Source organism: Marinobacter sp. es.048, from assembly GCF_900188435.1.
Lineage (GTDB): Bacteria > Pseudomonadota > Gammaproteobacteria > Pseudomonadales > Oleiphilaceae > Marinobacter.
Genome location: NZ_FYFA01000002.1, coordinates 619,277 through 645,183 on the forward strand (window position 1 = coordinate 619,277; position 25,907 = coordinate 645,183).

19 protein-coding genes, 3 tRNA genes and 1 pseudogene are annotated in these 25,907 nt (G+C 56.1%); 7 read left to right on the forward strand and 16 right to left on the reverse strand.

The annotated features are described in order from the left end of the window. Window positions 1-41: 41 nt before the first annotated feature. Window positions 42-293, reverse strand: coding sequence for an OadG family protein (locus tag CFT65_RS13890; protein WP_088828698.1), 252 nt, complete (start codon window positions 291-293; stop codon window positions 42-44). A gap of 223 nt (window positions 294-516) precedes the next feature. Then, a complete protein-coding gene (dbpA, locus tag CFT65_RS13895) occupies window positions 517-1,890 on the reverse strand; it encodes an ATP-dependent RNA helicase DbpA (protein WP_088828699.1) in 1,374 nt (457 codons plus the stop codon). A 108-nt stretch (window positions 1,891-1,998) separates the two neighbouring features. Between dbpA and CFT65_RS13900 the strand changes: the two genes are divergently transcribed. Together CFT65_RS13900 and CFT65_RS13905 are read left to right on the forward strand one after the other, a co-directional pair. Beyond that, entirely contained in the window at window positions 1,999-2,535 is a 537-nt protein-coding gene (locus CFT65_RS13900) for a DUF2058 domain-containing protein (RefSeq protein WP_088828700.1), read from the forward strand. A gap of 135 nt (window positions 2,536-2,670) precedes the next feature. Then, window positions 2,671-3,051: a hypothetical protein gene (locus CFT65_RS13905; RefSeq protein ID WP_088828701.1), complete on the forward strand. Its 381-nt coding sequence runs from the start codon at window positions 2,671-2,673 to the stop codon at window positions 3,049-3,051. Between the two features lie 84 nt (window positions 3,052-3,135). Here CFT65_RS13905 and CFT65_RS13910 read toward each other — a convergent pair whose 3' ends face one another. Next, complete coding sequence (locus CFT65_RS13910) at window positions 3,136-5,142, reverse strand: choice-of-anchor F family protein (protein WP_088828702.1); 2,007 nt, start codon at window positions 5,140-5,142, stop codon at window positions 3,136-3,138. A 625-nt stretch (window positions 5,143-5,767) separates the two neighbouring features. Between CFT65_RS13910 and CFT65_RS13915 the strand changes: the two genes are divergently transcribed. Continuing rightward, a complete protein-coding gene (locus tag CFT65_RS13915) occupies window positions 5,768-7,624 on the forward strand; it encodes a HAMP domain-containing methyl-accepting chemotaxis protein (protein WP_088828703.1) in 1,857 nt (618 codons plus the stop codon). Between the two features lie 16 nt (window positions 7,625-7,640). Here the strand turns inward: CFT65_RS13915 and CFT65_RS13920 are convergent, their stop codons facing one another. The 11 genes and pseudogenes from CFT65_RS13920 to alaS form a co-directional block, all read right to left on the reverse strand. Further along, on the reverse strand, window positions 7,641-8,150 hold the full coding sequence (locus CFT65_RS13920) for a BCAM0308 family protein (RefSeq protein ID WP_088828704.1): 510 nt from the start codon (window positions 8,148-8,150) through the stop codon (window positions 7,641-7,643). Window positions 8,151-8,187: 37 nt separating this feature from the next. Next, complete coding sequence (locus CFT65_RS13925) at window positions 8,188-8,379, reverse strand: hypothetical protein (RefSeq protein WP_088828705.1); 192 nt, start codon at window positions 8,377-8,379, stop codon at window positions 8,188-8,190. A gap of 129 nt (window positions 8,380-8,508) precedes the next feature. Next, window positions 8,509-10,384, reverse strand: a pseudogene (locus CFT65_RS13930) (phosphoketolase). Between the two features lie 38 nt (window positions 10,385-10,422). Next, window positions 10,423-11,817: an MBL fold metallo-hydrolase RNA specificity domain-containing protein gene (locus CFT65_RS13935; RefSeq protein WP_088828706.1), complete on the reverse strand. Its 1,395-nt coding sequence runs from the start codon at window positions 11,815-11,817 to the stop codon at window positions 10,423-10,425. Between the two features lie 13 nt (window positions 11,818-11,830). Then, window positions 11,831-12,724, reverse strand: coding sequence for a TIGR00730 family Rossman fold protein (locus tag CFT65_RS13940; protein ID WP_088828707.1), 894 nt, complete (start codon window positions 12,722-12,724; stop codon window positions 11,831-11,833). Between the two features lie 262 nt (window positions 12,725-12,986). After that, window positions 12,987-13,063, reverse strand: a tRNA-Arg gene (locus CFT65_RS13945). A 25-nt stretch (window positions 13,064-13,088) separates the two neighbouring features. Further along, window positions 13,089-13,165 (reverse strand) — tRNA-Arg (locus tag CFT65_RS13950). Between the two features lie 62 nt (window positions 13,166-13,227). Continuing rightward, window positions 13,228-13,317: transfer RNA gene (locus tag CFT65_RS13955), tRNA-Ser, on the reverse strand. Window positions 13,318-13,443: 126 nt separating this feature from the next. After that, window positions 13,444-13,641, reverse strand: a complete 198-nt coding sequence (gene csrA / locus CFT65_RS13960) for a carbon storage regulator CsrA (RefSeq protein ID WP_008172808.1) — start codon at window positions 13,639-13,641, stop codon at window positions 13,444-13,446. A 189-nt stretch (window positions 13,642-13,830) separates the two neighbouring features. Beyond that, complete coding sequence (locus CFT65_RS13965) at window positions 13,831-15,069, reverse strand: aspartate kinase (protein WP_088828708.1); 1,239 nt, start codon at window positions 15,067-15,069, stop codon at window positions 13,831-13,833. Window positions 15,070-15,174: 105 nt separating this feature from the next. Then, window positions 15,175-17,805, reverse strand: coding sequence for an alanine--tRNA ligase (alaS, locus tag CFT65_RS13970; protein ID WP_088828709.1), 2,631 nt, complete (start codon window positions 17,803-17,805; stop codon window positions 15,175-15,177). Window positions 17,806-17,946: 141 nt separating this feature from the next. Between alaS and CFT65_RS13975 the strand changes: the two genes are divergently transcribed. Beyond that, on the forward strand, window positions 17,947-18,501 hold the full coding sequence (locus CFT65_RS13975) for an RDD family protein (protein ID WP_088828710.1): 555 nt from the start codon (window positions 17,947-17,949) through the stop codon (window positions 18,499-18,501). A 24-nt stretch (window positions 18,502-18,525) separates the two neighbouring features. Here the strand turns inward: CFT65_RS13975 and lptG are convergent, their stop codons facing one another. Further along, complete coding sequence (lptG, locus tag CFT65_RS13980) at window positions 18,526-19,587, reverse strand: LPS export ABC transporter permease LptG (RefSeq protein WP_088828711.1); 1,062 nt, start codon at window positions 19,585-19,587, stop codon at window positions 18,526-18,528. Beyond that, window positions 19,574-20,683: an LPS export ABC transporter permease LptF gene (gene lptF / locus CFT65_RS13985; RefSeq protein WP_088828712.1), complete on the reverse strand. Its 1,110-nt coding sequence runs from the start codon at window positions 20,681-20,683 to the stop codon at window positions 19,574-19,576. Before lptF ends, lptG begins: the two co-directional genes overlap by 14 nt. A 242-nt stretch (window positions 20,684-20,925) precedes the next feature. Between lptF and CFT65_RS13990 the strand changes: the two genes are divergently transcribed. From CFT65_RS13990 to CFT65_RS14000, 3 genes are all read left to right on the forward strand, one after another. Beyond that, window positions 20,926-22,419: a leucyl aminopeptidase gene (locus CFT65_RS13990; protein ID WP_088828713.1), complete on the forward strand. Its 1,494-nt coding sequence runs from the start codon at window positions 20,926-20,928 to the stop codon at window positions 22,417-22,419. After that, window positions 22,406-22,921: a DNA polymerase III subunit chi gene (locus CFT65_RS13995; RefSeq protein ID WP_088828714.1), complete on the forward strand. Its 516-nt coding sequence runs from the start codon at window positions 22,406-22,408 to the stop codon at window positions 22,919-22,921. The genes CFT65_RS13990 and CFT65_RS13995 overlap by 14 nt, the downstream gene beginning before the upstream one ends. A gap of 131 nt (window positions 22,922-23,052) precedes the next feature. Further along, entirely contained in the window at window positions 23,053-25,905 is a 2,853-nt protein-coding gene (locus CFT65_RS14000) for a valine--tRNA ligase (protein WP_088828715.1), read from the forward strand. The last annotated feature ends 2 nt before the right edge of the window (window positions 25,906-25,907 follow it).

Below are 25,907 nucleotides of genomic sequence, written 5' to 3' on the forward strand. Positions count from 1 at the left end.
CGTGTCAGCCTTCTGTTTAAAGGTTCTAGTCATTTACCGGTTCACTTCTTGTGGCGCGACCGGAATTGTGCAATCGCCTTCTTGATGGCCTCGGCGGTGTCAGGGTCAACCGACGCGGGCGCCTTCGGCTTGGCACGTGGCGTTTTGGCCGGGGTTGCCGGCTCTGGCGGCGCAAACCGTCCTAAGAGTTTGGACATGAGGAGTGTCGCGAATACCAGAATAATCAGGAACACGAACACAAACCCCATTCCGGCAATCATCAGATCAACGGCTTGTGACATCAGGTCAGTCATATCGAACAGCTACCTGTATTGATTTACGTTTCTCCCGAACTTTGCCCGGACTGACCAGTTAGACCAAAGTCTAACAGGCTTCCGCAACAATTCGGGGGGCAAAATCCTGCGTAATTTACCGTTTTCAGTGCTCTCCGGCAACCTGAATAAAAAAATCTATACGGGGTTTCCGAGCGTCTCGGCCTGAAAAGACACCCATTTAAACAGAAGAATCAATTCTCATTCATGCATATCGGACGCGTATTTTCCGACCTTTGACCTTGCCACTTTCAAGCCTGGCCAAAGCCTTACCTGCCAGAGCCTTTTCAACGGCCACAAAACACTGATGGTCGAACAGGTCAATCTTGCCAACAGCTTTCCCGGGCAAACCCGCTTCACCGGTTAACGCGCCCATAACATCCCCCGGACGGATCTTGTCCTTGCGGCCACCGGCAATACAAAGGGTTTTCATGGCAGGAGTGACGGGCTTCAGAGGCGTCATCAGCAGGGTCTCTGTGTCTGCCCACTCCACGCTGCGTCCTCTTTCAGATTCAATACGGGTGATCTTGTGGCCCTGGGCTGGTGTACAGAAGGTAACGGCATGGCCCTGCTCTCCCGCACGGCCGGTTCGCCCGATTCGATGAGTATGCACCTCCGGATCCCGCGCAGGTTCAGCATTGATGACCAACGGCAGGGACTTGATATCAAGGCCTCGGGCAGCCACATCGGTAGCAACCAGGATAGAGCAGCTCTGATTGCCAAAGCGCACCAGCACACTGTCCCGATCCCTTTGTTCCAGGTCTCCATGCAACGGCAGCGCGGAAAAGCCTCGCTCACCCAGTTCCTGCGCCATTTCGTCACACTGCTGTTTGGTGGTACAGAAAACAATACAGGACTCGGGCTGCCACTGGGAAAGCAGCGCCACGATGGCGTCCGATTTCGCGTGTGGCGACACTTCGTAAAACAGCTCTTCAATATCGGGATTATCACCGGTGTCTTCAGCACGCACATCTACCGGGCTTTTCTGGTACTGCTTACTCAGCTCACGAATGGGCGCGGGCCAGGTGGCCGAGAACATCATGGTCTGGCGAGAGGGCGGGGTCTGCGACAGGATATCTTCCATCGCTTCCTGAAAACCCATGTCCAGCATTCGGTCCGCTTCATCAAGTACCACGGTTTTAAGCCGCGCCAGCGAGAGGGTCTGCTTGCGGAGGTGGTCCTGAATCCTGCCCGGAGTACCCACAACAATGTGGGCGCCATGGCTGAGCGATCCGATCTGGGGACCGATAGCAACACCGCCGCACAGAGTCAGCACCTTGATGTTGTCCCGGGCCCGCGCCAACTCCCGGATGGCCTTGGCCACCTGGTCTGCCAGTTCACGGGTTGGGCATAGCACCAGAGCCTGAACCGCAAATAGCCGGGGATTGAGGCGCTCGACCAGACTGATACCAAATGCCGCCGTTTTTCCGCTACCGGTTTTGGCCATGGCAATGATGTCTTTCCCGGCCAGTCCCGGAGCAAGGGCCTTCGCCTGAATCTCTGTGGGCTGGGCAAAACCCAGCTGGTCGAGGTTCGAACGCATGGCTGCGGACAGGCCGAAGTCAGTAAAAGAAGACATAGAAGAAAATCCCGGAATCAGCGGAAGCTGGTTATGAAGGCAATATAATGAGGGCGTATACTAGCCCGAAATGATACCAGAATCTGCAACGAAAGAACGGAGTTACTGATGGCATCCCTGCAGGATCAATTGCTGAAAGCCGGCCTTGCCGACGAGAAAAAGGCCAAGGCCATTCGCAGCGAAAAACGCAAGAAGAGAAAGCAGCAACCCAAGGGCGCTGTCGAGGTTAACGAGGCCAAGATCCGGGCGCGCGAGGCTCGGGAAGAAAAAGCCGAACGGGATCGGCAGCTGAATCTGGAGCGCCAGCGCGCCGCCGAGAAAAAAGCCATCCACGCCCAGATCCGTCAGTTGGTGGAGACCAATCGACTGGATCGCAGCCGGGGCGAAACCTCCTACCAGTTTGTCCATGACAAGAAGATCAAGAAGCTTTTCGTGGACGATACCATGGTCGATCAGCTATCCCGCGGCCGCCTGGCGATTGTTTTCCTGAACGATAACTACGAGATTGTGGCAGAAGGCGTGGCCCGCAAAATCATGGAGCGGGATGAAAGCGCCGTGGTGGTACTTCATGATCGCAAGCAGGACGATGCAGGAGAGGATGATCCTTACGCAGGCTACGAAATCCCTGATGATCTGATGTGGTAACGCACTGCTCGCCTGTAGCCCCACGACTTTTGATCCTACATGCAGCCGGGAAATACATAGGTACTACTCATAACCCCAAAACTTCTGACTTTGACTATAATCTAGTTATATCCATAGAACAAAAGGGGATTACTTATGAGACTGAAAAATTCATTGAGCTTGATTGCCGGCGCCACGTTGTTGGTGTCTTTGGCCAGTATGCCGGTTGCCGCCCAGTCAGACGACCAGGTTTTCGGACGGGAACTGATGACCCAACAAGAGCTGCAGGAACACCGCACAACCATGCGCAACCTGAATACCGACGCTGAGCGGGCCCAGTATCGCCAGCTGCACCATGAGCGGATGATGCAACGAGCCAGAGAGCGTGGCGTGGAACTCAAGAAGGGCATGGGCAAAGGCCAGGGCATGGGTCAGAAGAACGGCCAAGGGATGGGCCAGAAAAATGGACAGGGCACCGGGGGGGGTGGTCACGGCAAGAATCAGCAATATAAGATGAAAGGCTCGAACAGCCAGTAGTCGGAAATTGCTGTTCCGGACCACAAAAAAGCGGGGCTGATTTTCAGCCCCGCTTTTTCTTTGCGCCTTTTAACGACAGGTTATTCAGGCATTGCTTAGACGCTTGCGCGCCCACAAGCCACCCAACGCCATCAGAACCAGGCCCGGCAGAACCGGATCGAATGGGGAACCCGGCTTGCCTGCGGTGCAGCCGAAGATGGTGCCGCCGCCGTCACTGGAAGACGCTGTGTCATCAGGATCGGTGGGCTCTTCGGGCTCCGGCTCAACCGGGGTTACCGGAATAGTTGGTTCTTCAACGGCATCGTTCAGACCGGTAACACGCAGTGTGAAGGTACAGTTTGTCTCAGTACCATCACTGGTGCAGGTTGGCCAGGAGGAAGTGTCATCCACGCTGATGGTGGTATTGACGTTAACGTTTGCAAGGTCTTCAATCGGCCCCTGTAAATAGCCTGCCCTTCTGTCCAGAGTCACCGTAGACTCATCCGCTGCAGTCAGTGTTACCGGGTCAGCGCCGGTACCGATAACAGCAGCCATCTCATCAAGTGTGAGCGTTTCGGGAACCGTCACTGAAACAGTTTCCGAAGTCTCGCTGTCTGTGTAGGTATAGGTGTTACCCACATATCCAGCAGCCACGTCATAAACTCCATCCTCACCGTCAACGGTGGGATCAGGGTCGGAGTTATACGTAGCAAATGTGAGATCATCGGTTTCTGCAGATGTATCATCCGATTCGCCAATAACCTCTGCGACCGTCGGTGGCATATCTGCCCAATCCGGATTTCCGTCAGGCTCTGCATCAAAGCTGGCGATATTTACGGCTTCACCATCGATTAGGACATCGAATGAGCCATCGTAAAGGTCCACAGCGGCTGACTGCACGAGCGAAATCGCATCGAATTGTGTATCGCCGGGATCCCCTTCACCAAGAGTTTCGACGAGCGGTAGAACATCTTTTACGTAATCCGAAACTTCATAATCAGTGTCAGTGCCATCCCCATTATCGACCGTCACTGTCACCGAGGAAGCAAATGAAGCCCCATTGGGATCCCAATTAACAGCTGGAATGTCAACAGGAATAGGATCAGTATTCGAATCATCATCATGATCGAATTCATAAACTACATTTCCATCCCATCCCATACTCGGGTCGTCCATCGCATCTTGGAAAACTTTTTCATAAGTCTGCCAGTCAGGGGCTTCAGAAGTATCGGCATTGTATGCCAAAAGGATGGAATCGTTTGCCGGATTACCGTCGTGGTCGATGAACCACCCAGTCGGGACTTCACTCAGCGTGCGCCAGTCCTCGAACAAATTGAAGTAAGGAGCCGGCATTGTTCCAGTGGTTTCTGTTGTATCTTCATCAAGTGCGGTAGCTTCCGATTCTTCGAACCCACTCACATTGGTGCTGAAGAACGGCAGACCTTCTACCTTGCTACCACCAAACAAGCCACCCGGAGATTTGCCGAGATCACCTATGGTCAGCTTGGTACTGGCGTCAGCAAACCCAAATGACAGGCCATCGCCCGCTGAAGACGCGATAAAGTCGTTACCAACACCAAAACCGGTTTCAAACCGGAAGGCGTTCAGATCGCCGCCAACCGAGTTCGATGCATCGGTAAGATTCGAGAACTTTCCAATCACTCGATAAAGTTTGGCGCTATCATCAGCGGTTACGTCTACTACCAGATCAATCGGAGCGTTTGTTTCGGTGGTCTTCAGCTTGAAGCGCTTACCTGAATCAGGGGGAGCCGTACAGTTCGTCTGCGGCGGATCCAGAAGCTGTCGATCCGGCTGGGCCATCAGACAACCAGCAAAATCGTATTTCTGCTGGGCCGTGAACGGCTCCTTGTAAACTTCAATGCCTAAACCCGGAACACCAAAATCATTTATGGGGTCCAACCAGCCAAAGCTGGCAGTTCCCTCTGTATCGGTATACACCAGGGTTTTACCTTCAACCGGTGGAACCGCAAGGTTCTCTTCGTTCACTCCCTCCATCGTTGCCGCAACAGCTACACACGGCAGGCCAATCATGGAACAAAACACGGCGCTAGCGAGCCGATTTCTCGCAAAATCTTTTTTTATACTGACCATATTGCTTTCCTTTCTAGAGCTCAGAAAAACTCAAAACACAGAGCAGTTAAGAATCGCTCTCGTCACCTACCATGGTAAAGCACAAAAAACGATAAGCAAATGCCCTTTAGGCACAACAGATAGGACAACCTAGAATGAACGGTTCTTATACTTGCGCCAGAAACACAAACCTGCAGCATCGTGATCGGCCGCACCTCCTGCCATGAGGCGCCCGCCAGCAGAAGTCTGAAAGACAATCCGCCATGGGAGAAAACTCCATAACCGCGCTCTAGGCTACAGCCAGTCATTCCTGTTGGCCCCCCAAATCGATAGATGCAGCTTTTTGTCGCACCTTTAACGTCGAACAGACCTGGATACTAATCAGATAGTGTTCACCTTTCAGCACTCGTCGGCTCACTGCTTAATGATTTTAATTTTCCGCAAGTAGCTACATTTCCGTATCAAATAAACTCGTCAAGAAACTATCTGTTACGGTATGCCTCTGGATTATTGCGAGAAAAATGGCGTTAATAGCTGCAAATAAAAGATTTGAAATCGCCCCGGTGTATCAATTGTATTTCCTGCGCCGTGAAGAAAGTGAGGCGAAACCATTCTTTGATACAGCCCTCAAGTAATAAGGACAACCATGACACTCTCGAGCTTCTTCACCAACATGACCATCCGGACCAGATTGGCTGGAGGTTTTTCGGTTCTGCTATTGCTGACCATTGTGGTGGGATTGGTGGGCGATCGGGCCCTTGAGAGCTATGGCCAGCGCTCAAATAGCGTCGCCATGCTCGGGCAGGTGAACACCAACCTCACCGAGGCACGAGTTGAAGAGAAGAACTTCCTACTGACCGGTGAAACACAGGCTGTCTCCCGGACCCAGGCACAGGGCGATCGGGTCCTGGGGCTGACCAATGACATCAAACCATTGCTGGCAGCGCCCAAAGATATCGAAACGCTGGGACAGATTCAGGCTGATGTAAAAAACTACCAGCAGCTGATGGGGCAGGTTGAAACAAACATCGGTGAGCGCGAGGAGGCGCTTGAGCGCCTGGAGACCAGCGCACGCATCTTCGGATCCTCCCTCAAGGCCCACAGTTCCCTATTCTTTGCTTCGGCCATTTTTGAGGATATGCGTCGCTCTGAGCGCAAGTTCCTCATTGAGCAGGACGATGCAAGCGTGAAAGCCTACCTTGATGACGCCAAACGGGTTCAGGGTCCCCTTAAGTCAGCAGCGATAACAGCCGAGGAAAAGGAGCAGATTAACGCGGCTCTCGATACTTATGTCTCTGAATTTCGAAACGTGGTAGACCTTACCAACGCCGGAAAGCAGTTTTCAGATGACATGGTCAGCACGGCACGAAGTGCCATCGAATCGGCAAACAACCTTCGGGCACTTCAGACCAAAAAGATGGAAGCTGACCGGCAGCAGGCATCCTGGCTGATTTTCGGCGCCACCGGCATCGCCCTCGTGCTCGGCATCCTGATGGCGTACCTCATTACTCGCGCCATCGTCTCCCCGGTTAACGAGGCGGTGAAGATTGCATCCGAAGTAGCCTCTGGCAACCTGACCGTAGACATCAAGGCGAGCGGCACCAACGAGATTGGTCGACTGATGGCGGCCTTGGCGACCATGGTAACCAGTCTCCGGGAACTGGTCAGAAGCATTGAATCCGGAGCCTCCAACATCGCCGCCTCGGCAGAGGAGCTTTCAACGGTCACCAGCCAGACCAGCGACGGCATCAATCGCCAGAAACAGGAAACCGATCAGGTTGCCACGGCCATGAATGAAATGACCGCAACCGTTGGCGAGATCGCTCGCAGCGCCGAGCAGGCCTTTTCGGTGGCCACCGATGCAGCGAGTCAGGCAGTTGATGGTGAGCGGGAAGTTCGCGAAACCGTGGACCAGGTCAACAACCTGGCGCGGGAAGTCAGCGAAAGCATGGAAACCATCCAGGGACTCCAGAAAGAGACCGCCAACATCGGCACCGTGCTGGACGTCATCAAATCCGTCGCCGAACAGACCAATCTCCTGGCACTGAACGCCGCCATTGAAGCAGCACGGGCTGGCGAGCAGGGTCGCGGTTTTGCCGTTGTGGCTGACGAGGTGCGCTCCCTCGCGCAACGGACCCAATCATCCGCCCAGGAAATCGAGACGCTGGTAACGTCTCTTCAGAGCAGTGCCGGCAACTCGGTATCTGCCATGGAGTCGAGCACTACCATGGCCTCGAACACCCTTGAGCGTGCCACGGCAACCGGAGCGACCATCGAGCGCATTGCCCGCGCCGTCGAGGACATCAAACAATACAACAGCCAGATTGCCACGGCATCCGAGCAACAGACATCTGTGGCCGAGGAAATCAACCAGAACATTACCAGCATTCGGGATGTTACCGATCAGTCCGCCGCCTCATCGAATCAAACCGCGAGCTCCAGCAGCGAGCTGGCCAGACTCGGCAGCGACCTGCAGAATCTGGTTTCCCGGTTCCGGCTTTAACTGGAAAGCCTGCTATCTACTCATCCCGATTCCAGTACACCCGAACCAGGTTCGATTCCTTGGTGTACTGGATTTCCAACTCACCGTCGTAGGCTCGCTCAATCGCTTCCCCGGCACCCCGGGGAAGGTGAAGATCGGTGAACCGAACAATCAACTCTCCCTCCGGACCGTCTTCGATACCCATGAGACGTTTCATCGGGTGTTCGACTTTTTCTTCCTCTACCTTGTTATGGATGAGTTTCAGGATTTCATCCCGATGCCTGCCGAGGAACCGTCCAGAGAGCGTGAGAATCCCCGCTGGCATATCATCCCTGATCCGCTCACAGGCGGGGCACATCATCTCGTGAGCCGCCCCACCCGGTTGGACCGCCCACTGCCAGCGCCCTTTATGAAAAACAGCGCCACAAACAGGGCACGTGGTAGGCTCCGCGGGCTTGCTTCGAGCCACATATGGGTCGTGAACTTCTTCTTTGAGGAGTCTGTCTCCGCGCCTGCGTCCCGTTACATCCCCATCCTTGCCGCTCATATCATTGCTCCCTTCCCTATTAAAGCATCGCCTGGGTTCACTGAAGCTTGTGGCGATCGAAGATTTCCCGAACCTCACGCTCGGTCTCTGCAGGCACGATAACCTTGACGAGCTTGGCGTCTTCGTCAATGTAAATGTTGTCTCTGGGAATACCGGTTGCAATCAAATCGTCCCAGGTATTCTTGGCCTGGTCGTGATCTTCATAAGTGCCGTTTATAGTTTTGCTCATGGTCGACCTCCTTGATAAACAATCTGCTAACAGCTCTTTCTTCTCATTTTGAAGGATAGCCATCAGCTTAACGATTGTGCAAATATTGATCGACCATAAATTGACTCATGGCAAGTGCCCGCACAAAGTTCAACTCTCTGTCCAGCGCCAGTTCCGGATATCGGGCATATCCTGACCTTCCCTTTCAATGTATTGCTTATGTTCCGTCAACCGGTCCTGCATGTGCTGCCTGAGGTAGGCCCCCTCTGCATAAGCCGCGGCACACGATCGACGACATCCATAACCAGATGGAATCGATCAAGATCGTTCAACACGGCCATATCAAAGGGCGTTGTTGTCGTGCCCTCCTCCTTATACCCGCGCACATGAAGATTCCGGTGATTCGTTCTCCGGTAAGCCAAGCGATGAATCAGCCAGGGATAGCCATGGAAGGCGAAGCCACCGGCCTGCGCCAAGAAATACCCTGACTCACCTTCAGCTATTTCGCATGCTGATTGAACATCGAATCAATGATATGGATGAACGCTTCATAGCAGGAGAAAAAGCCGTGACGGCCCGTTAACAGATAACCCTCAAGCCACCCCTGACAGGTGTGTTCGGAGAGGATCTCCATTACCCGGCCATCCGGTGACAAATGATCATCGTAATCCATGCGCGTTGCCTGCCAGGTCCGATCCGTCACCTCCAGCAGAGCTCCAAGTCGGTTAGACACTGTCTCATCCGGACCCATCACCCGAAAATTCCGGTTTTCTCTATTCTGCGCCATGACATCGCGGAGGTATTCGCCCAGATGTCGCGTCGCTTCCCCCAGCACTGCGCCCGGTTCCGGGACATTAACTGCGTAGTGGCCAAAATCGGGAAGTCGCAAATCCCTGAGCAACAGGCCTCCGTTGGCGTGGGGATTGGCTCCCATCCTGTGTAAACCTTGCGGGGCCAACGCTGCGAGTTCAGACCTGAGCGATCCTTTGTCGTCGAACAACTCCTCGGGCCGGTAGCTTTTCATCCAGTTTTCTAGCACACGCAGGTGCTCTGGTTAACTGGCCAACTCGGCAAAAGGTACCTGATGGGCGCGCCAGTAGCCCTCAACCCTCAAACCATCAACTTCTTTGGGGCAGGTCCACCCCTTTGGTGTTCTCAGAATGATCATTGGCCAGCGGGGGCAGCCTGCACCCCTGCCATTTCTGGCCAGAGACTGGATCGAGCGGATCTCGTCCAGAACCTCATCCATAACCGACGCCATCCTCTGATGGACTGCTAGAGGATCATCACCTTCAACAAGGTAGGGTTTGTAACCATAACCGGAAAACAGGTCCTCGAGTTCTTCCGGGCTTATTCTTGCCAGTATGGTGGGATTGGCGATCTTGTAGCCGTTTAAATGAAGGACCGGCAACACCGCACCATCAGTAACGGGATTCAGAAACTTGTTGGAGTGCCAAGCGGTTGCAGCCGGGCCGGTCTCTGCCTCACCATCACCAACCACGCAGGTCACAATCAGATCGGGATTATCGAAGGCCGCACCAAAGGCATGGCTGAGCGAGTACCCGAGCTCGCCGCCTTCATGAATCGAACCAGGCGTTTCCGGTGCGGTGTGACTGGGGATTCCGCCTGGGAAGGAGAACTGGCGAAACAGCTTTTGCATCCCTTCCTCATCACGACTCACACTGGGGTAGACTTCGGAATAGGTGCCCTCCAGATACGTGTTGGCGACAATTCCCGGCGCTCCATGACCCGGCCCCGTGACGTACATGATGTTCAGATCACGCGCTCGAATAACCCTATTAAGATGGGCATAAACCAGGTTGAGCCCGGGCACCGGGCCCCAGTGTCCCAGCAGCCTCGGTTTTATATGCTCAAGTTTCAGGGGCTGCCGCAACAGTGGGTTGTCCTGAAGATAGATCTGACCGACGGAAAGGTAATTGGCCGCCCTCCGATAGGCGTGAATGCCTTGCAGCTCATCGGGAGTAAGCGGGCCTTCATAGTGACTGAGGGTCTCCTTACTATCCATGAACTTAGCCTCCCTGCCCTGTAGCAATGGCTAGCAAACTAAAGGGAATACGCCTCGTGGAGGTCTGGCATGATGACTTCCGTATTGCTCAGCTGCGCGGCAAACGATTCCATCGTATCTTGCTCACCATGGACCAGAAACGTTCGACCTGGACTCCCGGTCCGTCGGTGCCAGGCCAACAGCTCATCGCGATCTGCGTGGGCAGAAAATCCGCCGATGGTATGGATGTTGGCTCGCACCGGAATCTCCTCGCCAAACAGTCGAATTTCTTTGGCGCCATCCACGATAAGCCGCGCCAGGGTGCCTCTGGCGGCAAATCCGACGAACACGATACTGGAGTCCTTGCGCCACAAGTGATGCTTCAGATGATGACGAACCCGGCCGCCAGTACACATGCCGGAACCCGCCATTATGACTGCGCCCGCTCCAAGCCGATTCAGCGCCATCGACTCGGAAGTCTGACGCGTGAAGTGAAGGCCTGAAAAATTAAAAGGATCCTGCCCGCCACTGAACAGATCGCACGCCTCTTTGTCATAACACTCTGGGTGACGCCGGAAAATTTCTGTTGCAGAGATAGCCATAGGAGAATCCAGAAACACTTGGGTTGAACCCGACAGGCTTCCCTCCTTAATGCCTTCTCGAAGGTAATACAGAATTTCCTGGGCCCTCTCCAGAGCGAAGGTAGGGATGATGACATTGCCGCCCGCGGCGAACGTACTGTTTATGACCTCATAAAGTTCCTCAATGGAGGGCTTCAGCGTCTTATGCAGGCGATCGCCATAGGTTGTCTCCATAACAACCACGTCCACATCGGAAGGTGGATTTGGATCCCGCAGTATAGCGCGTCCCTGATAGCCCAGATCCCCGGAGAACAACACCCGTTTCTTTCTTCTTCCCTCTTCAAGCTCCAGCAAAACAGATGCGGAACCCAGAATGTGTCCGGCATCAGAAAAGGTCGCCTGAACCCCCTTTCCCAGCGCTATAGTCTCCCCATACGTCGCTGTGCGGCCAAAATGATCGAGGCTGTTGAGTGCATCAAGAGTTGTGTATAGCGGGCCAATCAGTTTTTCTTTGCTGTGCCCATGTCGAGCATGTCTTCGGGCTTGCCTCTCGGCCTCTTCTTCCTGGAGTCCCGCTGCATCCAGCATAACCAGCTTGGCCAACTCCCTGCTTGCAGCGGTTGTGATTATTTCGCCACGAAAGCCTCGATTCACCAGAAGCGGTAATCTTCCGCAGTGATCCAGATGGGCGTGAGTGAGCAAAAGGTAATCTATCTCAGCCGGATCAAAGCCAAGCGGCTCCCGATTTTCTTCATTCAGTTCACGCCCTCCCTGGTAAAGACCGCAATCGATCAATATCTTCTGACCGCCGCATTGGACCAGATGGCATGATCCGGTTACGCCCAGATCGGCTCCGTGAAATGAAATCTCCATCAGCCTGATTCCTTTAGTTGGTGTTCGGCAGTGGACTGCCGCTGGCCCGATGCCAATGTCGGATTCCGTCCCAAATTTCCTCGGCGGTTTCCGCATACCAGAACAGTTCACGATCCTCTTCGTCGATCACTCCCTCAGCGACAAGGAAATCGACGTTTACTGCCTTGCGCCAAAAAGACTCACCCACCAACACGATCGGTAACGGCGAAATGGTTCGAGTCTGGACCAGCGTCAGAGTTTCGAACAGCTCATCCAGGGTGCCATAGCCACCCGGAAAGGCGACGAGTGCTTTCGCCCGCTTCAGAAAGTGGAGTTTACGCATGGCAAAATAGTGAAACCGGAAACACAGGTCCGGGGTGATGTAAGGATTCGGAAACTGCTCGTGGGGCAGCGTAATATTAAGACCGACAGATTTGGCTCCCACGTCAAAGGAGCCTCTATTTGCCGCCTCCATGATACCCGGCCCACCGCCCGTAACCATCGTGACGCGAGGATCTTCTGGACCGGCGCCGCACTCGGCGACCAGCCTTCCCAATCTCCTCGCTTCCTCGTAGTAACTGCTTTTCGATTCAATCGCCTTTGCCACTTGCAGGCGACGCCGGAGATCCTCGTTTTCAGGACAGCCAGCCAACGCCTCCTCGAGAGCTCTGACTTTACGTTGTGCCGCCTCAGGCTGATGCAGGCGAGTGCTACCAAACACCACGATCGTGTGCTCGATTCCGTGCTTCTGCAGCAACAGTTCGGGCTTTAGATAGTCAATCTGCAGGCGTACACCACGGGTGTCTTCCTCATTGAGAAACTCAACATCGCGGTCCGCCTGACGATAACCCGGGCTCGCAATCAGTGCCTGAACCCGCTCGAGTGCTTCCGGGTCGTCCTCCGCTGCCTTTGGAGTTTGCCAGGGCAAAGGTTCCTTCCGCTCAACTCGATGAACGGGGGGCGGCACGGACTTGTGGGGGTCCCAATCTTTGGACATAAATCCAGTCAGCCAATCAGAGACTCATTGAGTCAAAACCCTCTCAAATGGCCTCTCAAGACGCAAACACCGAGAGGTTGATGGGCAACGAGGCTTTACTGAATAAAAGTAGTCAGGCGGGGTTATGCTGTCCATCGGCCAGCAGGAGATGCAAACAAAAAACCCCGCACAAGGCGGGGTTTTTTGTTTGATATGGCGCGGCTGGGAGGATTCGAACCTCCGACCGCCTGGTTCGTAGCCAGGTACTCTATCCAGCTGAGCTACAGCCGCTTAAAACTTGTGGCAGGTTGATCGATGGCGCGGCTGGGAGGATTCGAACCTCCGACCGCCTGGTTCGTAGCCAGGTACTCTATCCAGCTGAGCTACAGCCGCACATTGATCACTTGCTGTGGTTGAATGCTACTTCAACCTGTCTCACTTTCCCGAAAGGGAAATGGCGGAGAGGGAGGGATTCGAACCCTCGGTACGATTGCTCGTACGGTTCCTTAGCAGGGAACTGGTTTCAGCCACTCACCCACCTCTCCTTGAGAACGGGGCGTATACTACCATAATTTTTCTGTTTTCATAGGGTTGACACGAGATTTTTCGGGCCCGTTTCCCCTCACCAACAAAAAAGCCGTTCAGGTTTCCCTTGAACGGCTTTCTGTCTCTCAGCTGTTGCCGGGCTCGGGCTCTTCAGAGCCTTTTTCCGACTGAATCCGCTGGTAGATTTCCTCACGGTGTACCGCGACTTCTTTCGGGGCATTGACGCCAATGCGCACCTGATTGCCTTTCACTCCCAGGACGGTGACGGTGATATCGTCGCCGACCATGAGAGTTTCGCCAACGCGGCGAGTTAGAATCAACATATCCCTTACTCCCTATCCAGAGCTACCTGTTCCGATAAATGGTTTTTTGATCTATTTATTGCTTTTATAGTGGGATCACTTACTGATCTATAGACGCACATTCCCTTATACGGTGCACGTTTGTCATAGGCTCAGTATATGATGCCCTTTTTTCGCAGGCCCCGCAGACCGACCTTTTATCTGCGGTTTTCAGGCCTCTTCCGATACCGCGGGCTTGTCCAGTTCAAATGCGCTGTGTAGCGCGCGAACCGCAAGCTCAAGGTATTTCTCGTCGATCACCACGGAAATCTTGATTTCTGATGTGGAGATCATCTGGATATTGATTCCCTCGTTGGACAGCGCCTCGAACATCTGAGTTGCCACACCAGCGTGAGAACGCATACCGACACCCACGATGCTGACTTTGGCAATCTTGCTGTCGCCGGCTACCTCACGAGCGCCCAGTTCGTCAGCAACACGCTGAAGCACTTCTTTCGCACGCTTGAAATCATTGCGATGGACGGTGAACGTGAAGGCTGTGCGGTTATCCTCACCCACGTTCTGCACGATCATATCCACTTCGATATTGGCGTCACTCACCGGCTTCAGAATGCGAAGCGCGCTGCCCGGGGTGTCCGGTACGCCGGCAATGGTCAGTTTGGCTTCATCACGGTTAAAAGCGATGCCGGAAACAACCGGTTGTTCCATGGCGTTTTCATCCTCAAGAGTAATCAGGGTGCCTTCGCCTTCCTGGAAGCTGGAAAGCACCCTTAACGGAACGTTGTATTTACCTGCAAATTCTACCGCGCGGATCTGGAGCACTTTTGAGCCCAGACTGGCCATCTCGAGCATTTCCTCGAACGTAATCCGCTCCAGCCTGCGCGCAGTGTCCACAACTCTGGGATCGGTTGTATAAACACCATCCACGTCAGTATAGATCTGGCATTCATTTGCCCTGAGCGCGGCAGCCAACGCTACGGCCGTGGTGTCAGACCCACCACGTCCCAGAGTGGTGATATTCCCACTTTCGTCCATGCCCTGGAATCCGGCAACAACTACTACCCGGCCGGCATCCAGGTCTTCGCGCATGCGCTGCTCATCAATCTGCTTGATCCGCGCCTTGGTGTGGCTGCTGTCAGTAAGGATTCGTACCTGGGATCCAGTGTAGGAACGCGCTTCACAGCCGCGCTTCTGGAGCGCCATGGACAAGAGCGCGATTGTCACCTGTTCACCCGTGGAGACCAGCACGTCCATCTCACGCGGTGTCGGCTCTTCCATAATGTCGTTCGCCAGGCCGATCAGCCGGTTGGTTTCACCGCTCATGGCGGAAACCACGACAACAACATCATGACCTTCCTTCCGAAAACGGCTCACCTTCTCGGCTACCGCTTCAATACGCTCGGTTGTTCCAACCGATGTGCCACCAAATTTCTGAACCAACAGAGCCATTATTTTCCCAATATCCGAAACGGGGACTCACAGCGGAATGATGCTCCGCCAATTAGAAGAAACGGGCGGGATTATAAACCCCAGCCCGCTCACAAAAACAGTTGCTTAAGCGATATTTTTCTCGACCCAACCGGCGACACCCGCCAGGGCGTCCTCCAGCTTGGACGGATCGTTGCCACCGCCCTGGGCCATATCGGGTCGCCCCCCGCCCTTGCCATCAACCTGAGCCGCCAGATGCTTCATCAGGTCCCCGGCCTTGATCCTGCCAGTGGCTGATTTTGTGACGCCGGCAACCAGGGTCACCTTGCCATCTTCCACGCTGGCAAGCACCACAACACCTTCGCCCAGCTTGTTCTTCAACTGATCGGCCGTTTCCATCAGGGCCTTGCGATCGGCGCCCTCGAGCTCCGAAGCCACGACCTTGAGCCCGGACACATCAACAGCGGTGCTGGCCAGATCGGTACCGGCAGAAGAGGCAAGTTTTGCCTTCAGGGCATCCACTTCCTTTTCCAGCTGACGGTTACGATCAATGGTCTGCTGAACCTTTTCAATCACGGATTCGCGGGAGCCTTTCACCAGGCGAGCCGCCTCGCGAAGAGTGCGCTCGGTACCGTCGATCCAATCCAGCGCGCCCATGCCGGTAACGGCTTCGATACGACGCACACCGGATGAGATGCCACTTTCAGAGGTAATACGGAAAAGACCAATGTCGCCGGTGCGGGAAACGTGGGTACCGCCGCAGAGTTCAACAGAGTAGTTGTCGGTACCCATGCTGAGTACCCGGACCACATCTCCGTATTTTTCCCCGAACAGGGCCATGGCGCCCTTTTCCTGGGCCTTTTCCATGTCGGTAATTTCGGTTTGTACGGGGCTGTTTTCCAGGATCTGCTCGTTCACCTGGCGTTCGATCTCGCGAAGCTGCTCCGGGGTAACGGCTTCGAAATGGGAGAAATCGAAACGCAGTTTGTCCGGATCCACCAGTGAACCTTTCTGGCTCACGTGCTCACCCAATACGTTACGCAGGGCCGCGTGCAGCAAGTGCGTCGCGGAGTGGTTGCGCTTGGTGCGCTCGCGGCGGGCATGATCAATCCGCGCGTCAACCTCCAGACCCGGGAACAGCTCGCCCTCAATCAGGGTGCCAAGGTGCAGGTGATTATCACCTTCCTTGCGCGTATCCGTCACCTTGAACCGGCCACCGCTCCAGGTCAGCAGACCGGTATCGCCCACCTGGCCACCGGACTCCGCATAGAACGGCGTGCGCTCAAGCACCACAACGGCTTCATCACCGGCTTCGGCAGTCTTTTCTTCGCCGTTGACGACGACAGCGCGAATTTTCTCGTGACCGTCAATGTGCTCGTAACCGGTAAACTCAGTCTTGCCCTCAAGCTGCAGGCCGGCGGCGTTGTAGTCGATCCCGAATTTGCTGGCTGCCCGGGCGCGCTCGCGCTGACCTTCCATCGCCTTCTCATAGCCTTCGTAATCCAGCGTCAGACCTCGTTCGCGAGCGATGTCGTTGGTCAGGTCGACCGGGAAACCATAGGTGTCATAAAGCGTGAAGATCGTCTCACCCGGAATCTCGGTACCCTTGAGCTCGGCAATGTCCTGCTCAAGCAGGCGCAGGCCCTTGTCCAGCGTCTTGGCAAACTGCTCCTCTTCCTGCAACAACACCTTTTCAATCTGCTTGCGGCTGCTGACCAGTTGCGGGAAAGCGTCACCCATCAGCTCGCACAAGGCGCCGGTGAGTTTGTAGAAGAAGGGCCCGGTTGCACCCAGCTTGTTGCCGTGGCGGGCGGCACGACGAATGATGCGGCGCAGCACAAAACCGCGCCCCTCGTTTGAGGGCATGACGCCGTCCGCGATCAGGAACGCGCAGGAGCGGATGTGGTCCGCGACCACGCGCAAAGATGCTTCCGTGGTTGCAGCACCGCCCAGAATCTGTGAGGCGGCTGCCAGCAAATCCTGGAACAGATCAATCTCATAGTTGCTATGCACACCCTGCAGAACTGCGGTGATTCGCTCCAGCCCCATGCCAGTGTCAACAGACGGCTTGGGCAGCTTCAGCATCTCTCCGTCGGCGGTGCGGTTGTACTGCATGAACACCACGTTCCAGATTTCAATGTAACGATCGCCGTCCTCTTCCGGTGACCCGGGAGGTCCACCAGCGACATCCGGACCGTGATCGTAGAAGATTTCAGTGCAGGGGCCGCAGGGACCGGTGTCCCCCATCTGCCAGAAGTTGTCAGAAGCGTAACGACCGCCTTTGTTATCGCCAATACGGACGATACGATCTGCCGGCACGCCGATTTCCTTGTTCCAGATATCGAAGGCTTCGTCGTCTTCCGCGTAAACGGTAACCCAGAGTTTTTCCTGGGGCAGGTTCAGCCAGTTTTCGCAGGTCAGGAACGTCCAGGCGTAGTTGATCGCTTCCCGCTTGAAGTAATCACCGAAACTGAAGTTGCCCAGCATCTCGAAGAAGGTGTGGTGACGGGCGGTATAGCCGACGTTTTCGAGGTCGTTGTGCTTGCCACCGGCGCGGACACATTTCTGGGAGGAGGTTGCCCGGGTGTAGTCACGCTCTTCACGACCCAGGAACAGGTCCTTGAACTGGTTCATTCCCGCATTCGTAAACAACAATGTGGGGTCGTCCGCAGGTACCAGCGAACTACTTGGAACAATGGTGTGGCCTTGCTGTTTGAAATAATCGAGGAATGCCTGTCGCAACTCTGCGGTTTTCATAGCCCTTTGATACCTTTCCAGAAACCCGGCGGAAATGCCGCCCGGTCCGCGATTGAATACGAATACTTACATGCTTGTGCAAATCCGCTACTCTAGCACACGCCGAGAACAGGAAAAACGTGAAACATCACAGGAGATTCCATGCCCCGACGCTTCCATGACGCCGAGGAACTATTCCCACCAGCCACCGCCCTCAAACGTGCCCTTGCCATTATTTACGACGGTTTGATCAGCATTGCCGTGCTGCTTGTCGCTACCTGGGTATACACCATGGTGGCCGGCTGGATCACCGGCTGGGACAGGTACGAACAGATGGCCGAGGCAGGCCAGCTTTCCGGAGACCCCGGGCTTACGTTCACCCTGTTCCTGGTTCTTTACCTCTTCTTCGGCTACTTCTGGACCCGCATCGGCCAGACCCTGGGTATGCAGGTGTGGCGGATCCGCATTGAAAATATTGACGGTACGTCGGTGAGCTGGACAAAGGCGCTCAGGCGGTATGTGACGGCTGCTGCCGTGATCTTCCTGACGCTTCTGGGCAGCTACTATTTCGGAGCAGCCACTCTGTTTCTGAGCATCCCGGCGATTGTCGCGCTGTTTTATCCGATTAACGGCCTTTCGGTTACCGATCGCCTGTCAGACAGCGTCGTTGTCTCGGTTCCGAAGGAGGCCGACGCGAAAAAGCGCGCAGCGAAGTAACAACGCCGAATCAGACGGGGCCGGCTAGCCGGCCCGGCGCATCAAGATAGCCCCTACAACGGCACTCACTGTGATCGGCACCAGCACCGCCAGCATCGGGTTGAAGCCGTAAACGAGGCTCATGGGACCCAGCAGATCCTGCGTATATTTGAAAAGCAGTCCCACCAACAGGCCAGTAAACACCCGGAACCCCATGGTGACCGAGCGCAAGGGCCCAAAAATAAAGGAAATGGCGACCAGAACCATCACTGCAGTGCCCAGAGGCATCAGGGCTTTTTTCCAGAATGCCAGCCAGTAGCGCGAGGCATTGAGGTTCTGCTCTCCAAGATACCGGGCGTAGGTGAACAAACCGGTCATGGACAGATTTTCCGGTTTTACAATCAGCACACTCAGAACACTCGGGGACAGCCCCGTTTCCCATCTCAGTGTCTGGCTTTCAGACCGGGTGGTTCTGTCGCCCTCAAACTCGGTGGTGCGCACCTTCTCCAGCAGCCAATAATCGCCCTGATAGATGGCCCGTTCCGCAAAGCTTGCCGCCAGCAGTTGCCTGTCCTCGTCAAAGCGGAAGCGCGACACACCATGAAGCACCCCATTGGGCTGCACAGCATTGAGATGAATGTAGACATTCCCTTCCTTGTGCCAGACCCCGGACGCCGACGCCACGTTAGTGCCCGCACCCAGCGCCACGGCCTTGTCACTCTGCGCCACACGCTCGGCGGGCGGAGCAACGTATTCGCCGATCAATACACCGAGGATGACAATGACCAGAGCCGGCTTCATGGCCGACCAGACAATGCGTTTGAGTGAGACACCGGCCGCCCGGATTACCGTCAGCTCCGATGAGCTGGCCATGGAGCCCAGTCCCACCAGACATCCCATGAAGGCGCCCAGCGGCAGATAATCATAGATGCGACGAGGCAGTGTCAGAAAGACATACCAGAGCGCTTCCAGCGTCTGGTAGTCATTCCGGGTATCCTCGAGCTCAGCGATAAACGCGAAAATCAGATCAAGCGACAGCACCACCACCATCACCAGGAACATGGCGCCGCCGACGGTCCGCATTACATAGCCGTCAATCCTGCGCATGGACAGCTCCCTCCCGCATCAGTCGCCTGCGATGCAGCCAGTCGGGACCAAACTGCAACCAAAGGCCAAAACCGATAAACAGGGCATGGACCCAGAGCATGCCGATCCACTCGGGAACCTTGCCCTCGGACAGCCAGTCCCGGGCAACGATCAGCAAGCCCAGGTAGGTGATGTACACCAACATCGCCGGAAGCAGATGAAAAAACCGGCCCTGGCGGGGATTCACCCGGCTCAGGCGCACAGCCAGCAAAGTCACTACCGGGACAATCAGGGGCAGTGAAAGGCGCCAGTGCAGCAAAGCACGGTCCTCAAGGCGGTCGGATTGCATCAGGCTCCAGGTACTGGCGCCCTCCTCCAGTTCCCGGGTTCCAGCCTTGCCACTCTCGATTTTCAGACCATAGGCTTCGAAATCGATGGTGGTGTAATCCAGCTCGCCAGCCGCACCCTCAAAGCGGCCACCCTCTTCAAGAATCAAAAAACGGCTCCCGGTTTCGGGGTCGATCAGCTGGGAACCGGAGTCGGCCGTGATGATGGTCAGCCCCTGACCGTTTTCGGCGTATTCTGCGATAAAGACACCCTGCAGCCGGCGCTTGTCTTGGCTCAGACCTTCGGTATACGTCACCCGCCCGCCCGAAGAGAAATCCTGGAAGCGACCCGGCGCCAGCATCTCGAACTCCGTGGCCTTGCGCTGCTCATTAAAGATTTCTTCAACCTGATTCATCCCCCAGGGCGACACGTAAAGACTCATGGCGCCGACAATAATCATCACCGGAAGACTGCCCAGAAGGGTTTTAGCCAACAAGGCCTTGTCGCTGACACCGCAGGCAAACAACACGGTCATCTCGCTTTCAAGGTACATACGACCGTAAGCGAGCAGAATGCCAATAAAAAGACCCAGGGGCAGTATCAGTTCAAGGAACCCCGGAAAACGGTAGGCCATGATCTCGAACAGCACACCGGCGGAAATACTCCCCTGGGCCGCACTATCGAGGTATTTCAGGAAACGGCCGCTCATGAACACCAGCAGCAGGATGCCGGAGACTGCAACCATGCTGATCATGATCTGGCGTATGAGGTAACGGAAAATGATGCTCAAATCGGTCTCTCTGGCCGTATCCGATGAAACGTGGAGGTAGCTGGGAACTGCGCGTATTCTATGTAACCTTGGTGCCGAATGACAGAGCAGCGGTATTACACCGATACGAAGGCGCGAACAGGCATAGAACCCTCGCCAATCGCTTGATAATTTCCGGGCAAGCCCCAATGCTAGACTAGATTACAATCAAGAACGATTCCCGCCGCTGGCGGGAACCTCGTGAACAATCAACAGGAGTTGCCATGAATTTCAGCCTGAGCAGTAAAGCCATCGCCAGCACCAAAGCAGACTGTCTCGTAGTTGGCTTGCCTGAGAAAGGTACCTGGCCAGATTCTACAAATCAGGCCGATGAGGCTTTGGGCGGGCTGATCAAGACACTCCAGAAAGCCGGCGACGTGTCCGGCAAAAATGCCACGACTTTGACCATTCCCCTGACCGATCAGCCGTGGAGCCGCCTGCTCGTGGTTGGCACGGGCAAGGATGCCGATCGCAGCCCTGCCAACTACCGTAAGGCGCTGATCGCGATGATGACCGCGCTCAAGGATGGCCCATCAAAAAGTGTTGCCATCGCCCTGGCGGACACGGCGATAATCGGCGAAGAGGCCGTGAGTTCCGAAGCCGCTCGGCTGAGCCTGATCGGTCGCACCCTGGAAGACCAGCTTTACACCTTCAGTGACTTCAAGAGCGAAAAGCCTGCTGACCGCAAGCTCAACAAAGTCGCTGTGCTCGCCTCCAGCGCAGGCAAAGCGCTCAAGGATGCCTTCAACCTCGGTCTGGCCACAGGTCGCGGCATGAACCTCACCCGGGATCTGGGCAACACCCCGCCCAACATCTGTCACCCGGAATGGTTGGCTCAGCAAGCCAAGAAACTGGCCAAGGATTACGACTGCATCAAGACCGAAGTGCTTGACGAAAAACAGATGGAAAAGATGGGCATGAACACCATCCTGGCTGTGGGCAAAGGCAGCACCCAACCCCCGCGCCTGATCGTTATGGAATACCGTGGCGGCAAGGCCAAGGACAAGCCCCATGTCCTTGTCGGTAAAGGCATTACCTTCGACACCGGCGGTATCAGCCTCAAGCCTGGCGAGGGCATGGACGAAATGAAGTACGACATGGGCGGCTCCGCCAGTGTCTTTGGCGCCATGAAAGTTCTGGCTGAAACCCAGCCCAAGATCAACGTGGTGGCCGTGATCGCCGCAGCGGAAAACATGCCCGACGGCAGCGCTTCCCGCCCGGGTGATATTGTGACCACTCTCTCGGGCATGACCGTTGAAATCCTCAACACCGACGCCGAGGGCCGTCTGGTGCTGTGCGACGCTCTCACCTATGTGAAGAAGTTCGACCCGGCCGCCGTCATCGATCTGGCAACCCTGACCGGTGCCTGCATCATCGCCTTGGGCAACCAGGCCACCGGTCTGCTCGCCAACAACGACGAACTGGCCAACGAACTCCTCGCCGCAGGCGAGCGTGCCGGTGACCGGGCCTGGCGCCTGCCGCTCTGGGACGAATACCAGAGCCAGCTCGACAGCAACTTTGCCGACATGGCCAACATTGGTGGACGCCCTGCCGGCACTATCACAGCGGCCTGCTTCCTGTCCCGGTTCGCCAAGGACTATCGCTGGGCGCACCTGGACATTGCCGGTACCGCCTGGCATTCAGGCAAGGCCAAAGGCTCTTCCGGCCGCCCGGTTCCCCTGCTGGTCGACTACCTGATGTCCCATGCCGGAAAATAACCCGGCCCCTTCTCCGGAACCCGGCAGCCCTGCTGCCGGCCCTTCCGGGCAGGAGGACCGGAATCAACGCTACTGGTTCCATATCCTCGCCCAGAACACCCCGGCCGCCCGCAACCTCCACGCCGCCAAACTCGTGGACAAAGCCTGGCAGCAGGGCGACCGCGTGTGCATCGTTTGCGATAACATGCAACATGCAGAAGAACTGGACGACCTGCTCTGGAACTTCAGCCCGGACTCATTCATCCCCCACAGCGTTGTTCCCGACTCTGCAACTACCTGCTCCGATCCCGTCGGCATCCTGCTCTGCCCGCCTGCCCCCGGGGATTGGGATACGGTCATCATTCTCTCGGCAACCTTGCCGGCCGATGCAGACCGGTTCAAGCGACTGGCCCTGGTTGCCCATAACGACCCGAATGTTCTCAATCAGGCGCGGTCGCACTTCAAGCAGTTGAGGGCTCTCGGGATTGAACCCAGGGTTCATGATCAGCGGAAGCGGGGATAGATTTTGTCGGGTTACGCTGCGCTAACCCGACCTACGGTTTAACTCGGATTTCGCCGTTGGGCAGGCGACCATGTATAATCGGGCGTCTCAATTTTCCCTTGTGAATCAACCAACGGTCACTGCAGAACCCCATGGAAAAAACCTACCAGCCAGAAAACATCGAGCGCCAGTGGTACGAAAACTGGGAATCCAAAGGGTACTTCCGCCCCAGTGGTGAAGGCCAGTCATACAGCATCGCCATCCCGCCGCCCAACGTTACCGGCAGCCTGCATATGGGCCATGCTTTCCAGCACACCATCATGGACACCCTCACCCGTTTCAAGCGCATGCAAGGCCGCAACGCACTGTGGACAGTTGGCACCGACCACGCCGGAATCGCCACCCAGATGGTGGTTGAGCGCAAACTGGCTGCGGAAGAAGACAAAACCCGCCACGTCCTGGGCCGGGAAGAGTTCATCAAGCGCATCTGGGACTGGAAAGAGCATTCCGGCGGCACCATCACCCGCCAGATCCGGCGCCTTGGCAACTCCGTGGACTGGGACAACGAGCGCTTCACCATGGACGACGGCTTCTACAAGGCCGTTCAGGAAGTGTTTATCCGCCTGTACGACGAAGGCCTGGTGTACCGGGGCAAGCGCCTGGTCAACTGGGACCCGAAACTGCATACCGCCATCTCCGATCTGGAAGTGGAAAACAAGGAAGAAAAAGGCTTTTTCTGGCACCTGCGTTACCCGCTGGCCGACGGCGCACAGACCCAGGATGGCAAGGGCTACCTGGTGGTTGCCACTACCCGGCCGGAAACCATGCTCGGTGACACGGCGGTGGCCGTGCATCCGGAAGACGAGCGCTATCAGCACCTGATTGGCAAGCATGTAATGCTGCCGCTGGTGAACCGCCGGATTCCCATTGTTGCCGACCATCACGCCGACCCTGAGAAAGGCTCCGGTTGCGTGAAGATCACCCCGGCGCACGATTTCAACGACTACGCCGTGGGCAAGCGCAACAACCTTCCGATGATCAACGTCATGACCCAGGATGCCAACATTCGGAACGTGGCCGAGGTGTTCAACGCCGACGGCACCGAAAACACCGAACTCGACGGCACCATGCCGAGCGCCTACGCCGGCCTGACCCGCGAAGCGGCCCGCAAGCAGATCGTTGCCGACATGGAAACCGAGGGCCTGGTCGAAAACATCGAGGACCATGTACTCAGCGTTCCGCGAGGTGATCGCTCCGGCCTGATCATCGAGCCGATGCTGACCGATCAATGGTTCGCCGATGCCAAGACTCTGGCCAAGCCCGCCATCGAGGCTGTGGAAGACGGCCGCATCCAGTTTGTACCCAAACAGTACGAGAACATGTATTTCTCCTGGATGCGGGACATCCAGGACTGGTGTATTTCCCGCCAGCTGTGGTGGGGCCACCGCATTCCGGCCTGGTACGACGCCGATGGCAACATCTACGTCGGCCGCAGCGAAGATGAAGTGCGCCAGAAGCACAACCTGGACGCCAATGTCGCCCTCGAGCAGGATGAAGACGTTCTCGATACCTGGTTCAGCTCTGCCCTGTGGACATTCGGAACCCTGGGCTGGCCGGAGATTACCGAACGCCTGAAGACCTTTCACCCGACCGATGTGCTGGTGACCGGCTTTGACATCATCTTCTTCTGGGTTGCCCGGATGATCATGATGACCATGCACTTCATGAAGAACGAAGACGGCACACCCCAGGTGCCCTTCCATACGGTCTATGTCACCGGTCTGATCCGGGACGAGCACGGGGATAAAATGTCCAAGTCCAAGGGCAACGTGATTGACCCGCTGGATATGATTGACGGCATCAGTCTGGATGACCTGCTGGAGAAGCGTACCGGCAACCTGATGCAGCCCAAGCTGGCCGAAAAGATCGGCAAGCGCACCCAAAAAGAATTCCCGGAGGGTATCACCGCCCACGGCACCGACGCCCTGCGCTTTACCCTGGCGGCCATGGCCACCACGGGCCGAGACATCAACTGGGACATGAAGCGCCTGGAAGGCTACCGCAACTTCTGCAACAAGCTCTGGAACGCCGCCCGCTACGTTCTGATGAACACGGAGGGCGAGGATTGCGGCGTGAACGACGAGCCGGTTGAACTGTCCCTGGCCGACCGCTGGATCATCAGCGAGCTGCAGAGCTGCGAGCAGGATGTGATCCGCCACCTGGACCAGTACCGCTTCGACCTTGCTGCCTACGCGTTGTACGAATTCATCTGGAACGAGTACTGCGACTGGTATCTGGAATTGTCCAAACCGGTGCTCAATGACGAAGGCGGCAGTGCCGAAGCCAAACGCGGCACCCGCCGCACCCTGGTGCGCGTACTGGAAGCCGTCCTGCGCCTGGCCCACCCGATGATGCCGTTCATCACCGAGGAAATCTGGCAGCGCATTGCGCCCCTGGCCGGCAAGACCGGCGACAGCATCATGCTGCAGGCCTTCCCACAGCCGGATGCCACCAAGCAGGATGCCGCGGTTACCGCCGATATTGAATGGCTGAAAGGCGTTATCGTGGCCGTGCGTAACATCCGGGGTGAGATGAATATCTCCCCGGCGAAAAAGATTCCGGTACTGCTGCGTGGCAAAGACGCCGAAGACCAGCGACGGATGAACGACAACCGCCAGTTCCTGAGTTCCCTTGCCAAGCTGGAGAGCCTTGACTGGTTCGAGAGTGACAAGGCCCCTATGTCCGCCACCCAGCTGGTGGGAGAAATGGAAGTTCTGGTCCCCATGGCTGGCCTGATCGATAAGGACGCAGAACTCAAGCGTCTGGACAAGGAGCTGGAGCGCCTGCAGAAAGAGATCGGCCGCCTGGAGGGCAAACTGGGTAACGAGAAGTTCACCGCCAAAGCCCCGGCCGAAGTGGTTGAGAAGGAGCAGGAAAAACTCCGGGACGCCCAGAGCAGCCAGGCTCGCCTGAGCCAGCAAAGGGCCGACATCGAGGCTATGTAACC

Excerpts from the sequence above, each read along its gene's own strand:
- CFT65_RS13900 (WP_088828700.1), top strand. The coding sequence starts at position 1,999 with ATGGCATCCCTGCAGGATCAATTGCTGAAAGCCGGCCTTGCCGACGAG.
- CFT65_RS14000 (WP_088828715.1), top strand. The coding sequence starts at position 23,053 with ATGGAAAAAACCTACCAGCCAGAAAACATCGAGCGCCAGTGGTACGAA.
- CFT65_RS13975 (WP_088828710.1), top strand. The coding sequence starts at position 17,947 with ATGCCCCGACGCTTCCATGACGCCGAGGAACTATTCCCACCAGCCACC.
- alaS (WP_088828709.1), bottom strand. The coding sequence starts at position 17,805 with ATGAAAACCGCAGAGTTGCGACAGGCATTCCTCGATTATTTCAAACAG.
- CFT65_RS13890 (WP_088828698.1), bottom strand. The coding sequence starts at position 293 with ATGACTGACCTGATGTCACAAGCCGTTGATCTGATGATTGCCGGAATG.
- CFT65_RS13965 (WP_088828708.1), bottom strand. The coding sequence starts at position 15,069 with ATGGCTCTGTTGGTTCAGAAATTTGGTGGCACATCGGTTGGAACAACC.
- CFT65_RS13910 (WP_088828702.1), bottom strand. The coding sequence starts at position 5,142 with ATGGTCAGTATAAAAAAAGATTTTGCGAGAAATCGGCTCGCTAGCGCC.
- CFT65_RS13925 (WP_088828705.1), bottom strand. The coding sequence starts at position 8,379 with ATGAGCAAAACTATAAACGGCACTTATGAAGATCACGACCAGGCCAAG.
- dbpA (WP_088828699.1), bottom strand. The coding sequence starts at position 1,890 with ATGTCTTCTTTTACTGACTTCGGCCTGTCCGCAGCCATGCGTTCGAAC.
- CFT65_RS13995 (WP_088828714.1), top strand. The coding sequence starts at position 22,406 with ATGCCGGAAAATAACCCGGCCCCTTCTCCGGAACCCGGCAGCCCTGCT.
- lptG (WP_088828711.1), bottom strand. The coding sequence starts at position 19,587 with ATGCGCAGGATTGACGGCTATGTAATGCGGACCGTCGGCGGCGCCATG.
- CFT65_RS13915 (WP_088828703.1), top strand. The coding sequence starts at position 5,768 with ATGACACTCTCGAGCTTCTTCACCAACATGACCATCCGGACCAGATTG.
- CFT65_RS13990 (WP_088828713.1), top strand. The coding sequence starts at position 20,926 with ATGAATTTCAGCCTGAGCAGTAAAGCCATCGCCAGCACCAAAGCAGAC.
- CFT65_RS13905 (WP_088828701.1), top strand. The coding sequence starts at position 2,671 with ATGAGACTGAAAAATTCATTGAGCTTGATTGCCGGCGCCACGTTGTTG.
- csrA (WP_008172808.1), bottom strand. The coding sequence starts at position 13,641 with ATGTTGATTCTAACTCGCCGCGTTGGCGAAACTCTCATGGTCGGCGAC.
- CFT65_RS13935 (WP_088828706.1), bottom strand. The coding sequence starts at position 11,817 with ATGGAGATTTCATTTCACGGAGCCGATCTGGGCGTAACCGGATCATGC.
- CFT65_RS13920 (WP_088828704.1), bottom strand. The coding sequence starts at position 8,150 with ATGAGCGGCAAGGATGGGGATGTAACGGGACGCAGGCGCGGAGACAGA.